The 12,692-nt window shown below is 71.7% G+C and carries 11 protein-coding genes; 8 read left to right on the top strand and 3 right to left on the bottom strand.

The window, feature by feature from the left end; translation table 11 throughout:
* Nucleotides 1-61: 61 nt before the first annotated feature.
* Entirely contained in the window at nt 62-757 is a 696-nt protein-coding gene (locus O7623_RS07830; protein WP_282227926.1) for a hypothetical protein, read from the top strand.
* Nucleotides 754-1,293, top strand: coding sequence for an RNA 2'-phosphotransferase (locus O7623_RS07825; protein WP_282227925.1), 540 nt, complete (start codon nt 754-756; stop codon nt 1,291-1,293). The genes O7623_RS07830 and O7623_RS07825 overlap by 4 nt, the downstream gene beginning before the upstream one ends.
* Here O7623_RS07825 and O7623_RS07820 read toward each other — a convergent pair.
* Complete coding sequence (locus O7623_RS07820) at nt 1,278-2,264, bottom strand: aldo/keto reductase (protein WP_282227924.1); 987 nt, start codon at nt 2,262-2,264, stop codon at nt 1,278-1,280. The genes O7623_RS07825 and O7623_RS07820 overlap by 16 nt on opposite strands.
* A 51-nt stretch (nt 2,265-2,315) precedes the next feature.
* Here O7623_RS07820 and O7623_RS07815 point away from each other — a divergent pair, with 51 nt between their 5' ends.
* The 6 genes from O7623_RS07815 to O7623_RS07790 all read left to right on the top strand — a co-directional run bounded on the left by O7623_RS07815 (nt 2,316) and on the right by O7623_RS07790 (nt 7,579).
* Nucleotides 2,316-2,462: a hypothetical protein gene (locus O7623_RS07815; protein ID WP_282227923.1), complete on the top strand. Its 147-nt coding sequence runs from the start codon at nt 2,316-2,318 to the stop codon at nt 2,460-2,462.
* 114 nt (nt 2,463-2,576) lie between these two features.
* On the top strand, nt 2,577-3,128 hold the full coding sequence (locus tag O7623_RS07810; protein WP_282227922.1) for a hypothetical protein: 552 nt from the start codon (nt 2,577-2,579) through the stop codon (nt 3,126-3,128).
* A gap of 127 nt (nt 3,129-3,255) precedes the next feature.
* A complete protein-coding gene (locus O7623_RS07805) occupies nt 3,256-4,119 on the top strand; it encodes a phosphotransferase (protein WP_282227921.1) in 864 nt (287 codons plus the stop codon).
* A gap of 48 nt (nt 4,120-4,167) precedes the next feature.
* Nucleotides 4,168-4,302 (top strand): type II toxin-antitoxin system Phd/YefM family antitoxin, encoded by a 135-nt coding sequence (locus tag O7623_RS07800; RefSeq protein ID WP_282227920.1) that lies wholly within the window; start codon nt 4,168-4,170, stop codon nt 4,300-4,302.
* A 160-nt stretch (nt 4,303-4,462) separates the two neighbouring features.
* Nucleotides 4,463-6,337 (top strand): DUF6461 domain-containing protein, encoded by a 1,875-nt coding sequence (locus O7623_RS07795; RefSeq protein WP_282227919.1) that lies wholly within the window; start codon nt 4,463-4,465, stop codon nt 6,335-6,337.
* A gap of 114 nt (nt 6,338-6,451) precedes the next feature.
* Nucleotides 6,452-7,579 (top strand): cellulose binding domain-containing protein, encoded by a 1,128-nt coding sequence (locus O7623_RS07790; protein WP_282227918.1) that lies wholly within the window; start codon nt 6,452-6,454, stop codon nt 7,577-7,579.
* Nucleotides 7,580-7,695: 116 nt separating this feature from the next.
* Here O7623_RS07790 and O7623_RS07785 read toward each other — a convergent pair whose 3' ends face one another.
* A complete protein-coding gene (locus O7623_RS07785; protein WP_282227917.1) occupies nt 7,696-12,309 on the bottom strand; it encodes a S8 family serine peptidase in 4,614 nt (1,537 codons plus the stop codon).
* 48 nt (nt 12,310-12,357) lie between these two features.
* Entirely contained in the window at nt 12,358-12,588 is a 231-nt protein-coding gene (locus O7623_RS07780; protein ID WP_282227916.1) for a hypothetical protein, read from the bottom strand.
* Nucleotides 12,589-12,692: the final 104 nt, after the last annotated feature.

Raw genomic sequence — 12,692 nt, 5'->3', positions numbered from 1 at the left:
GCCGGTGCCTCCTGCTCGCTGTGTTTACTCTGCCCCTGCGTCAGAGTTCTAGCGTGCCGCCATGAGTGCCGTTGAACGTGATTGCGCTGCCCGGTTGACGAGCGTACTGCTGCTGGGGTCGTTGCTTGCCATGCTCGCCGGTGTCGGCATCGCCGTGCCATCCGGGCTGACCCTGAATCCGGCCGATCCGGCCGCCGTGCTGGCGGCGGTACACGCCCGGGTCGAGCTGCATCTGATCGAGCTGGCCTTTGACGTGATCGGCTGGCTCGCCCTGCTCGCCGCCGGTCTGGTGCTGGCCGCGCGGCCCGACCGTCCCCGAGCACACCTGTCCGTGCTGGCCGGCGGGTTGCTGGCCGGTGCCGGCCTCGCCGGTCTGCTGCACGACGCTGGGAACCTGGCGGTCACCCAGCTCGCCGCCGACCCCAGCGAACCGGCCGCCGCTGCTGTCGCCCACGGTGTGCTGCTCACCGCGAAGTGGCTGGTCAACGTCGCCGGGCTGCTCTGGGTGGCCGCGACCGTGGCGGCAACGTCCGGCGTCGCGTTGCCGACCGGGCTGCGTCGCGCCGGGGTGGCCGTCGCAGTGTCCGGTGCCGCCGCTGTGGTTCTACCGTGGACGACCGGGACCGCCGGGCCGTCTGTGGCGGAGGAACAGTTCGGCTACCTCCTGCACCTACCGGTGATGCTCTGGTGGGGCATGCTGGGCTGGCGGCAATGCCGGTGCGGGCGCGTGCGCCGGCCGGCCACAATGCAGATGTGAACGACAAGGTATTGGTCAAACTGAGTAAACGGATGTCGCTGGCGCTGCGTCACGCGCCCGACCGGTTCGCGCTCGAGCTGGACCCGGCCGGCTGGGTCCGGGTGACGGACCTGCTCGCCGCGCTGCGGATCACCCGGCTGGAGCTGGACACCGTCGTCGAGCGGGACAGCAAACAACGGTTCGCGCTGCGCCGCGACCCCGAGGGCACCGAGCAGATCCGGGCCAACCAGGGGCATTCGGTCCCGATCGACCTGGGGTTGGTCGCACTGCCACCGCCGGTGCGGCTCTACCACGGCACCACCGCCGCCGCGCTCGACTCGATCCGGGCCACCGGGCTGCACCGGGCCCGGCGCCACCACGTACACCTGTCCGCTGACACCGACACCGCCCGTCGGGTGGGTGCCCGACGGGCCGGTGGCGTGGTGGTCCTCACCGTCGACGCGGCGGCGATGGCCCGGGACGGTCACCTGTTCTATCGCAGCGCCAACGGGGTGTGGCTCACCGATGCGGTGCCGCCCCGCTACTTGGATATCTGAGCGCCGACGCGGTCCGTTGTGCCGACGCGGCCTTCGATGGTCGCCATCAGGTCGGCCGGGAGTGGGCCTGCGGCCACCGCCGCGAGGCATTCGCGCAGCTCGGCACGGTTCTTCACGCCGAGGACGACGGTGTCGACGCCGGGCATCGACAGCGCGTACCGGTGCGCCAGCGACGCAACCGACTCGCCCAGCTCACCCGCCAGCTCACGCAGCGGCGCGGCCCGCCGGAAGTCGACCATCGTCGGATGCTCCGACGGCAGGTTCCGGTCCACGGCGTCGGTGAACGCGCCGGCCGCGACCGCGCGGATGCCCATCACCCCGACGCCGTACCGGCCGGCGGCCGACAGGATGTCGCGCGGTCGGGAACCGTCGCCGTCCGGCCGCAGCAGGTCGCCGGGGGAGTCCAGCAGGTTCGTCACGCACTGGGCCACGGCCGGCGGCGGCTGATCGCCGAACACCTGGATGATCACGTCCGGCTCCTCGACGGCGGTGACGCCCCACGCGCCGATCCGGCCGCGCCGGACCAGGTCCTCGAACGCCGGCCGGACGGCCTCGGTGAACAGGCCGACCGAAGTCACCCCGGCGGTGCCCGGCGCGGCCTGCGCCACGATCGGGTTGTGCAGCAGGAAAACGTCGACGGTGGACAGTCTCATCCGCTGCAGGCTGTCGTCGAGGGACTTCTCCAGCAGCGCCGCGACGTCACCGGCGGCCGGGTTGCCCAGCCCGCATTTGGTGACGACCCGTACGCCGGCCGGCAGTGTGCCGTCGAACGCCGCGCCGACCACCCGTTCCGCTTCGCCGTCGCCGTAGCCGGGGGCGACGTCGAGCAGGTCGATGCCGGCGTCGACCGCTTCCCGTACGGTCGCCACCGCCTCGTCCCGGTCGGTGACGCCCCATACCTGGCCCAGCCCGCCCCCGCCGAGGGTGAGGACGCTGACCGGTCCGAGACTGCCGAGGGTTCGTATCTCCATCGCCCTACGTTCCTTCCGCCGAGATCTCAGGTACGGCGAAAGGTTCCCACTTTGAGCACGCTCGAAGTCAACACCGCCTTCACTATCCCGGCCGCCCGGTTCGGTCGGACCCGGTTCGGTCACCTGCTGGTGATCGGCGGTGACCCTGGTGGGCGGGCATCTCGGCTGACCATCGGCCAGGTCGCCGGGCGGGCCTGACCCAAGTGGACGATGTCCGGCTGCCGAAGGTTCCAATACATTGACGGATGTCACAGTAGGGTCCTGGATCTATGGGGTTGACGCGGTGATTACCGGTCAGAAAGGTAGAAACACATGAACGGTTCCGACAGCCGAATGGGCGGACTGATCCGCCGGCTGATGGTCGTCGCTCTGGCTGCCACCATGGGACTCTTCGCGCTCCCGGCTACGGCGGCGCAGGCCGCCACGTGGCGGTCGGCCACGGCCACCGGGTGGGGACCGAGCCCGGCGTCCGGGCAGCAGAACGCGGCCAGCAACGCCCGTGCCGCCCTCACCTCGCTCGCCGCGAGCCTCGGCGAGACCTGCAGCAATGTCACGGTCCCGGCGCCGCGACACCTTTACACCGCGCCCGACGGTTCGGCGTACATCTACGAGGCGACAGCCACCGGCTACTGTGTAGCCGCCCCGCTGCCGTCGTATACCGTCGCGCGCTCGGCCACCCGGCAGGGCGGTGGTGCCACCTCGACCATCGCGATCCAGAACGGTTCCCAGGCCGCTCGAGCCGACATTCTCGCAGCCGGGGTCGCCTGTACGAACTGGGCGACGAACTCCAGCCAGGTGTACTCCGCGCCGGACGGCTCCTGGCACGTCTACAACGTCACGGTCAGTGCGCTCTGCACCAACTGACAAGCCGGCAATCTGCATGGTTGTGCGCCGCGGGTTGTGCTGCGCCGACAACCGGGAAGCCTGGTCGGCCAACGAGACCGCCATCAACTGGAACTCGGCAGCGCGCCCGGCCGTATGATCCGGGGCTGTGGACCCGGCGCTCGGCACGCTCACCGGGCAGCAGCGGTCGTTGCTGGACCGCTGGCTGCCCGGCGCGATCGTCGAGCGGGACCACAGCTGGGGCCTGGTGTCGACCACCGTCCTGGAGGTCAGCTACGCCGGGTCACAATTCATCGTCAAGGCCGGCGGCGACGACGACCATCACCTCGCCCGCGAGTTGCACGCCCACCGGCACTGGCTGGGCCCGTGGACCCGCATCGGCCGCGCTCCGACGCTGGCGTACGGCAGCAGCGAGGCGAAGCTGCTGGTCACCCGGTTCCTGCCGGGTGAGCTGGCACTGGGCAGCGGGTACGCCGACGACCCGGACATCCACCGGCAGGCCGGCCGGCTGCTCGCGATGCTGCACGCCCAGACCGCCGTCACCGACGACGACTACGAGCAGCGGGAGAACGCCAGGTCGCTGGCCTGGCTGGCCGGCCCGCACCGGATCGACGACGACACGGTACGGCGGTTGCGCGCCGAGATCGCCAGCTGGCCGACGCCAACCGCGACCCTGGTGCCCACCCACGGCGACTGGCACCCGCGCAACTGGCTTGTCGACGGCGGCGTGGTCAGCGTGATCGACTTCGGTCGCGCGGCGCTGCGTCCCGCGTACACCGACTTGGCCCGGCTGGCGGTCAACGACTTCCGTCGTACGCCGGGCCTCGAAGCGGCGTTCCTCGACGGCTACGGCACCGACCCGCGTACGGCCGACGCATGGCGTCGCACCCAGGTCCGCGAGGCGATCGGCACCGCCGGGTGGGCGTACCGGGTGGGTGACGAGCGGTTCGAAGCCCAGGGGCACCGCATGATCGCCGACGTGCTGCGCGACCGGCCTGCCCGCAGGGCATGATCGGAACCGGTACTCGAGACACGGTTTTCTGTCCTTGCGGAGGTGACCATGCGGACGGTGAAATGCACCCAGCCGAGGCAGAATCTGGCTGCCGAACTCGACAGCGTCGTCAACGACGCCGAGGAGGTCGTGGTCACCCGGTCAGGTCATGAGCCGGTCGTCGTCGTGCCGCTCGCCGAGTAAGAAGTGGCGACGCGCAGGAGCAGCAGTTCGTCGATCCAGCCGCCGTACGGGATGTTGGGTGAGACTGGTTTTCACCACGACAGCATGGGCCCAGTACCTGTCAGACCCGGTCAGTAGCCTCCCGGCGATGTGCTGTGCCGACGCGGCGGGGGAGTTGCCGATGGACGAGTTGTCGGATGTGCTGGTAGCGGAGTGTGCGCGGGCGGTTGGGGATGCCGTACCGCTGATCGCCGGCCGGATTCCGGCGGGCCCGGCCGCCCGGCTGTGGCGGCTGGCGGTGCCCGACGACGAGATCGTGGCCGGCCGGGACGGTTGGGGCCCAAATGGGATGGTCGCTGCGGCTCCGCCTCGCACCGCTACCGGTGTGCCGGCCGAACCGGCGGCGCTGGTGGCGCTGCGCGGCCCGGGACACCTGCCGACCGAACGGCTGCTCGGCGCGTTGGAGCTGACGGTCGCCGATCTCACCCTGTCCGGGGTGCCGGACCTGTCGCAGCTGCTGCCCCCGCCGCCGGCCTGCGGCCAGTTCCTGTTCGCGACGACCGGTTACGGCGGCGAGGCGCCGGCGGCGGTGACGCTGTTGGAGCGGTTGCGCCCAGGCACCGTCGACCTGGTCGAGGCGCTGACTCGGCGACTCGCGGCCCACCCCCACGTCGCGCCGCTGCTGGTGGCCGGGCCGGGAGCCGACGACGGGTCCGACGTCGACAGTGCGAGGTCCGGCTCCGACCGCGAGGCGGCGATAGCGGCACGGCACGGTGCCGGACATCTCGCGCTGGCGGTGGCGACCGCCGTCGCCGTCGTCGACCAGGCCCGGATTCCGCCGATCGTCGACCGGGCGGTGGCGACGGTCGGGCTGGGGCTCGGCGTGGCCGTGGAGATTCTGCGGCGGGCACCGATGCCGCCAGGGTACGCCGACGCGCTGCTCGCCCGGATCCGCGACGAGTTCGTGCCGATGCGCAGCTTCGAGCGGGTCGAGGTGACCGGTCACCGGTTCGCGCTGTGGGAAGGACCGCGACCCGCCCTGCCCGTGGTGACCGACGACGCGTTCGCCGGCAACGGGCTGGTCGCGGCCGTCGACGGTGGTGTCGTGGTCCGTACCGGTGCCGCGGACGGCGCCGTCTCGGTGGAGTTCGCGGTGTTGGCGCAGCCGCCGGAGGAGGTGTCGCTGTCCGGCTGGGAGGAGGTCGTCGAGGTCAGCTGGCGGGCTGCGCAGGGGCGGGCGTCGCTGGTGGCAGCGGCCGACGTGGGTGGCGGTCCGTGGCGGCAGCGACGGCGTAACCGGACCGCGCCGTGGCCCGGCGACTACCGGCTGCGGGTACATGCTCAGGGGCGCGACGACGGCGACAACGAGTTCGAACGCTACGAACTGGTGGTGTGGCCGGCACCGCCCGCGCCGGAGGTCGTACACCTGCGGACCGATCGACTGGGCCACCGGCTGCGTGGTGAGCCGGAGCCGGTGCGGCAGCCCCGACCGGAGCACGCCTACCGTTGGGTCCGGCGCGGTCAACTGTCGGTCGCCGGCACCGTCACGGTGGCTACCGGCATCACCGTCGACGACGTACTACGGGCCTTCGGTGCCGACCCGGCCCGACCGACGGCGATCGGCGACATCGAGCGGCAGATGTACGGCGGGGGTCGCCTCGGTCCCTGGGTGACCGTGCGTGACACCGGCGGCGCGGTGATCGTGGTGGAGGTCAACGGGTACGAGGGCACCCACGGGTCGGTGCTGCGTACGGCGTCGGTCCGGGGTCGAGCGGCGAGCATGTTCTGGAACGTCAACGCGGTCACCCGGTTGTCCTTCGCCGAGCGGGGTGAGCTGATCGAGTCGTTCGAGCCGTGGGGTGACACCGAGGTCGCCCCGGTCGTCGCCGAGGCGATCGCCGGCCTCGACTTCGACGTGCCCCGCGACCGGGTCGAGAAGGGGCTGGTCGCGGTGGAGCGGTTCACCGGGTACGGAATCACCGAGGCGGATGTCGCCCGCATCTGGGACGCCGGGGTGGGGTTCCAGGTCACCGACCAGGACCGGTCGTTGACTTAGTAGGGAATCTAAACAAAACTGAGGGTGCGCTCCCATCGACGGTCCCCGTCTGTCGTGTCGGCGGCCACCGCTTCTGCGGCCGCCGACACCGGTGTGACCTCGGAAGGATCGACCATGTCACGAAGAACCACTGTGTACGCCGTGCTCGCCGCCCTCGCCATGGCCCTCGGCCTGGCGGTGGTGGCGGCCCCCGCTGCCTCGGCCGCCACCCCAGTGCGGATCATGCCGCTCGGCGACTCCATCACCGCCGGTCCTGGCTGCTGGCGGGCCCTGGTCTGGGACCAGCTGCGTCGCGCCGGGCACACCGACATCGACTTCGTCGGCAGCGCCTCCGACGGCGGCAGCTGCAACTACGGTTTCTCGTACGACCCCGACCACGAAGGACACGGCGGCTTCTCGGCGGTCGGCATCGCCAACGACAACCAGCTGCCGCCGTGGCTCGACGCGGCCGACCCGGACATCGTGGTGATGCACCTGGGGACCAACGACCTGTGGGGCGGCTGGCAGTCGATGGACGTCATCATGGCCGCGTTCACCACCCTGGTCGGGCAGATGCGGGCGAACAACCCGGACATGAAGATTCTCGTCGCGCAGATCATCCCGCACCACGGCTGCGCCACCTGCCCGGCGGACACGGTCACCCTGAACAACCGGATCGTCGGCTGGGCGGCCGGCCTGACCACCGCCAGGTCACCGGTCGCGGTGGTGGACCAGTGGACCGGGTTCGACGCCGCGACCGACACCGGCGACGGCGTACACCCCAACGACGCCGGGTTCCGCAAGATGGCCGACCGGTTCGCACCCGCCATCGCGCGGCTCCTCGGCACACCGACCCCGACCCCGAGCGCGACCGGCACCCCGAACCCGACGCCCAGCACGACCGTAAGCCCGCCAGTCACCCCGACGCCGACGGTCGTCCCGACGACGCCGCCGCCGACCGGCGGGGCCTGCACGGCCACGTACCGGGTGGTCAGCCAGTGGAACGGCGGCTTCCAGGGCGAGGTGAGTGTGCGCAACACCGGTCCGACGGCGACGACGGCGTGGACCACTACGCTCACCCTCGGCGGCGGCCAGCAGGTCAACCAGGCGTGGAACGCCACCGTCAGCCAGACCGGCGCGGCGGTCACCGCCCGCAACGTGAGCTGGAACGGCAGCCTGCCGGCCGGTGGCTCGGCCAGTTTCGGCTTCCTGGCCTCCGGCAACGGCAGCACCGCAGTGTCGGCGAGCTGCGTCGTCAGCTGAGCCCACCGCACGGCGTACGCCCCGAGGGGTCACCTCGGGGCGTACGCTCAGATGGCTCACCGTCGACGGGTCACCGAGCGGTGAGCCGGTTCACGGGTCAGCTGGTCACCAGCGCGTCAGCTGGTCTCCAACACCCCCGCCGACCGGCCACACACCTGACGCAGCGCCCAGTCCTCGACCCGTACGCCACCGGCGGTGATCTGGGTCTGGCGGGTCTGCGGCATGTAGCCGTCCTTGGCCACGATCATCGTGACCGGGTTGTGCCGGTGGTCGAGCCAGTGGGCGTAGCCGCCGTCGGTGCCGGTGGCCAGCGGCAGCTCCATCGTCCAGGTGCTCAGCTGCACCGTCGCCCCGGTGACCGGGGTCCGGTCGCCGTCGCAGCCGACGGCGGAGACCGTACCGGTGATCTTGCCCCAGGTGTCCGGTGGGGTGACCGTCATCGTCACCGGCACCGCGTCGACCGCGTACGGGGTGTCCTCGAAGACGGCGACGCTGCTGGTGTAGGTGCCCGGCTGGGCCACGTCGGCTTGCACCGTCACGGTCACCGTGACCTGCTCGCCCGGGGCGATCGTCGCGGTAGCCGGGTCCACCGTCAACCATGCGGTGTCCTGCGTCGACCCACACTGGTCGAAGCCGGGCAGCAGCTCCACGGTGGCCGTCGGCTGGAAACCGGCGACCGACGAGCCGCCGACCCGGTAGAGCCCGCAGGCGCTGCCCGGCCGGAAACCGGGACTGTTCGCCGCCGGCAGGCTCGACCACGCGTCGGTGACCGGGTCGTAGGCGTACCCCTGGTTGGTGATCGCCTGAAGGCCGGTGCCGCCGCCGGAGATCAGCAGCCGGTTGTCGGCGCTGTGGTACGCCGAGCCCCACAGGTTCACCGGCAGGTCCGCCACCGGCGTCCAGGCGTCGGCGGTCGGGTCGTAGGAGTAGCTGGCGGTCACCGGCTGGCTGTTGGACAGCCCGCCGGCGCAGATGACCCGTCCGGCGACCGCACCGCAGGACTGCCAGCCGATCGGCACCGGGTACGGGGCGACGGTCTCCCAGCTGTCGCCGCGCGGGTCGTAGCGGAACACCTGGTCGGTGTTCGGCGTGCAGTTGGTCGTGGTGCAACCCCCGATCACGTACAGCTGGCCGTCGAGCACCGCCGAGCCGGCGGCGGCCGACGCGGCCGGCACGTCGGCGCCCGTACTCCATTCGCCGCTGGCCGGGTCGAAGATCAGTGTGTCGGTGTTCAGCGCGCTCCAGCCGCTGACCAGGTAGACCTTGCCGTCGATCACCCCTTCGGCGGCCTGACTGCGGGCACCGTTGGGCATGTCGGCGAGCCGGGTCCAGGTCTGGGCGGCCGGGTCGAAGACGTACACCTCCGCCAACGTCGAGCTGCTGGATCCGCCGAACGAGTACAGCTTGCCGTCGACGGTGACCGCGCTGTTGTCCATCACCGTGCGGGGCAGACTCGGCAGGTTCAGCCACGGTGCGGTGGCCGGAGCGGGGACGCCGGTCGCCACCGGCGCGGCGGCCGGCCCGAACGCCGCCGCCGGGTCCGCGCCGGCCAACTGCTCGATCGGTACGTCGACCGCGACGGTGCGCACCGGCGCGCCCGGTGCCGACGCGAGTGCCCGGGAACCGACCCGGGTGCCGTCGGCGCGGGCGATCTCGAAGTCGTCGGCTCGTTCGGCCAGCTCCACCTCGGCCGGCGCGCCGCCGGTGTTGGTCACGGTGACGGTGGCCGTGGTCGTGCCGCCCAGCGGTACCGTCGCCTGCACCGGTGCCCCGGTGACGGTCAGCTGGCCGGCGGCCAGGTTGTAGTTGTGCCGGGTGGTCCAGTTCTCGGCGACGTCGGCCCACCGGGTCAGCGGCGCGTACTGGTTCGCCGAGGCGGTGATGCGGTGCCGGCCGGCGGGGGAGAACAGCGCGTAGAACCCGTCGTCGATCCCCGGGTCCGTCGGCGTGGCGACGGTACGGGTGCCCGCGCCGACCCGGTCCACCGGCGTGACCTGCGCACCCACCAGCCCGGTGCCGGTATTGGCGTCCCGGACGAAGCCGGCGACCAGGCCACCGTCGACCACGAGGCACTCGAACTCGGTCTCGGCGATCCAGTCGACCGCGTTGCGGAACACCCGGGCACTGTCGTCGTGCCAGATCGCCGGTCCGGTGTTGTAGCTGGCCGCGTGCATCGACAGCAGCACGTGCCGGTTGTTCGCCCGCTGCTGCACGCCGATGCCGACCCCGACGGTGCCGACCTCCGAGGTGACCGCGTTGGCGATCACCATCCGGCCGTCGCCGCCCCAGGCGTCGAAGAAGCCGTAGTACTTGGAGTAGTTCGCCGTCTCGTCGAAGGCGATCCGCCCGCCGAGCGGGAAGCCGGCGACCACCGGGTGCTCCTGCATCACCTGGTAGGACAGGTCACCCTCGGTGTCGTAGACGATGCCGCTGCTGCGGGTACCCGGGTTGCCGGTGTACTGGCTGAGCATGTAGATGCCGTTGCCGCCCACGTTGGACCAGGTGTCGAGGAACAGCACGCCGACGCCGGCGGCGTCGGTGTCGGCCAGGAACCGCAGGAACGTCTCCTGGCCCGGGTTGCTCGGCCGGTTGACGATGATCGCGTCGTAGCCGGTGACGTCGGTGTCCCAGTCGACCTCGGTGGTCGGCACACCCTGCTCGTCGAGGTAGCCGCCGAGCTGACCGGCGTCGTCGCCGAGGATGCCGATGCCGGCGGAGAACGCGTAGCCCGGGGCGGTCCCGCACCGGTCCACCGTCGCGGCGACGTCCACGGTCCGGTTGCCGCCGCGCAGCTCGACCGCCTGTTCGACGGTGCCGTAGCCGTCGTACTGCGGTTCGACCACCAGCGTGTACGCCGCGTGCGCGGGCAGGGCCAACTGGTAGCGGCCGGTGAACGGGTTGGTGAACGTGTCGACGTCGGTGCCGTCGACACTGACCTTGGCGTACAGCGGCCAGCCGTGGCCGGAGCCGTCGCGGACCAGACCGCTGAGCGTCACGCTCGGCAGCGCGGTCAGCGCCACGTCGACGGTGGTCGCGCCGCCGGCGGTGATCGTCGCCTCGGCGGTCTGCGGAGCGTAGCCGAACGCGGTGACCGTCACCGGGTAGGTGCCGACGGTCAGCCGGGCCGAGTAGGAGCCGTCCGCCGCCGTGGTCCGTTCGCGGGCCGGCTCGGTGTCGATGGTGACGGTGGCGCCCTCGACCGGCGCGCCGGTGGCGGCGTCGGTGACGGTGCCGGTCAGGGTGCCGGTGTCACCGACCGGTGCCGCTTCCAGCAGCGCCAGCGCGTCGAGGCGGCCTTCGCCGAAGACGTTGTTGTCGGCGCCGGTGCCGCCGCACTGCGGGTCGGCGGTGTCGATCGCGGTACGGTCCAGCAACTCCCGGGTGGCGTCGGTGTCGCCGATCAGCGACGGCGCGGCCGACCACAGCAGCGCGACCGCGCCGGCGACGTGCGGCGACGCCATCGAGGTGCCGTCGTCGGTGTAGTAGCTGCTGCCCGGCCCGGAGGAACGGACCGCGACCCCGGGGGCGGCGATGTTCGGCTTGAACTCGCCGTCCTGGCCGGGTCCCCGGCCCGAGAAGGCGGCGATCCGGTTGTCGGCGTCGTACGCGCCGACCGAGTAGTTGATCGTTCGGCTACCGGGAGAGCCGCTGGACTGGCAGCCCAGCGAGCCACTGTTGCCGTTGGACCAGATGCCGAGGATGCCGGCGGCGTCCCACGCCGTCATCACGTCCTCCATGAACGGATCCATCGACGGTGCCCGGCTGCCCCACGAGTTGTTGATCACGTGTGGCCGCTTGCCCGCGTCCGGGTTCTGCCCGGCGAGGTCGGTCGGGGCCAGCAACCACTCGCCGGAGGCGACCAGCGCGGCGTCGCTCGGGCAGCAGCCGTTCGCCGCGATCCAGGTGGCTTCGGGGGCGACCCCGATCCGGTTGCCCGGGCCGCCGTCGCCGACCATCGTGCCCATCGTGTGGGTGCCGTGCGTGCCCCGGTCACACGGTGCCGCGTCGCACACGCTGTCGGCGTCGAACCAGTTGTAGTCGTGGTCGAACGTGCCGTCACCGAGGTTGCCCCGGTAGCTGGCGACCAGCGCCGGGTGGTCGAACTGCACGCCGGTGTCGAGGTTGGCGACGGTGATGCCGGCACCCTTGGTGCCGTACTGGTCCCACACGTCGTCGGCGTTGATGTTGGCGACACCCCATTCGACGGCGTCGTCCGCTGTGCTGCTCCGGGTCGGCTCGTCGGCGGTGGGTGTGCCCGGCGCCGGGTCGATCAGCTGGTACTCGACCGGCTCGTACAGGCCCTCGACGTCGGGCCGGGCCGCCAGCTCCTGGGCCAGCGACGACGAACCGTCGTGGACGTAGATCGCGTTGGACGCCCAGAACGCCTGGTAGGTCACCCCTTCGGTGTCGAGCAGGTGCCGTACGTTGGTCTGGCTGGTGGCGGCGGCGGTCCGCAGCGCGTGGACGACCGCTTCGCCCCGGGCCGTCCAGTCGTCGATCTGGCGGGCCTGCGACAGGTCGGCCTGCTCGCTGAACCGGATCCACAGGTCGGTGCTGCCAGCGGACTGCAGCGACCGCTCCAGCTCCGGTGCGATCTTGTCGGCGGCACCGCGTGCCGGAGTGTCGCCTGGTTCCGGGCCGGGTCGGGGTGCCGCCGTGGCCGGCGACGGCGCGACCAGCGCCACCCCGGCCAACAGCACCAGCGACAGGGCTCGTGCGATGGATCTCATCGATGTCCTTCCGTGGGATCGGCCCCGCGAGGTGGGCGTGGTCGTCCCTTACAGGGGTTGGTACGGGTCCCGGTGGTCGCCGTCGAACGCCGCGCCGGCGGTCGGCGCGGTGTCGGGTGTCTGGCCGACCGCGTGGGCGGCGCCGGGTGTCGGGCTGTCGGTCGGCGCGGCGTCGTCGCCGCCGGGATCGGCCGGTACGGCCACAGCCTCGCCAGGTCCGTCGGCGGCGGGATGATCGGGATCCGGCGCGCCGATGGGCCGGCCCGGCGACATGTGCATACCGTCATGCTGCTGACCCGACGGGACGCTAGCTATCCAGCAGATACGTCAAAGAACCTGATTGCCACTGTGGATCGACGTGGTGCGGTGACGCTGCTGTTGCG

This window comes from Solwaraspora sp. WMMD791, assembly GCF_029581195.1.
Lineage (GTDB): Bacteria > Actinomycetota > Actinomycetes > Mycobacteriales > Micromonosporaceae > Micromonospora_E.
This window is presented reverse-complemented; position numbering and strand designations above follow the sequence as displayed.

Coding starts and splice junctions, on each gene's coding strand:
- O7623_RS07790 (WP_282227918.1), top strand. CDS start 6,452: ATGTCACGAAGAACCACTGTGTACGCCGTGCTCGCCGCCCTCGCCATG.
- O7623_RS07830 (WP_282227926.1), top strand. CDS start 62: ATGAGTGCCGTTGAACGTGATTGCGCTGCCCGGTTGACGAGCGTACTG.
- O7623_RS07795 (WP_282227919.1), top strand. CDS start 4,463: ATGGACGAGTTGTCGGATGTGCTGGTAGCGGAGTGTGCGCGGGCGGTT.
- O7623_RS07820 (WP_282227924.1), bottom strand. CDS start 2,264: ATGGAGATACGAACCCTCGGCAGTCTCGGACCGGTCAGCGTCCTCACC.
- O7623_RS07785 (WP_282227917.1), bottom strand. CDS start 12,309: ATGAGATCCATCGCACGAGCCCTGTCGCTGGTGCTGTTGGCCGGGGTG.
- O7623_RS07780 (WP_282227916.1), bottom strand. CDS start 12,588: ATGCACATGTCGCCGGGCCGGCCCATCGGCGCGCCGGATCCCGATCAT.
- O7623_RS07810 (WP_282227922.1), top strand. CDS start 2,577: ATGAACGGTTCCGACAGCCGAATGGGCGGACTGATCCGCCGGCTGATG.
- O7623_RS07800 (WP_282227920.1), top strand. CDS start 4,168: ATGCGGACGGTGAAATGCACCCAGCCGAGGCAGAATCTGGCTGCCGAA.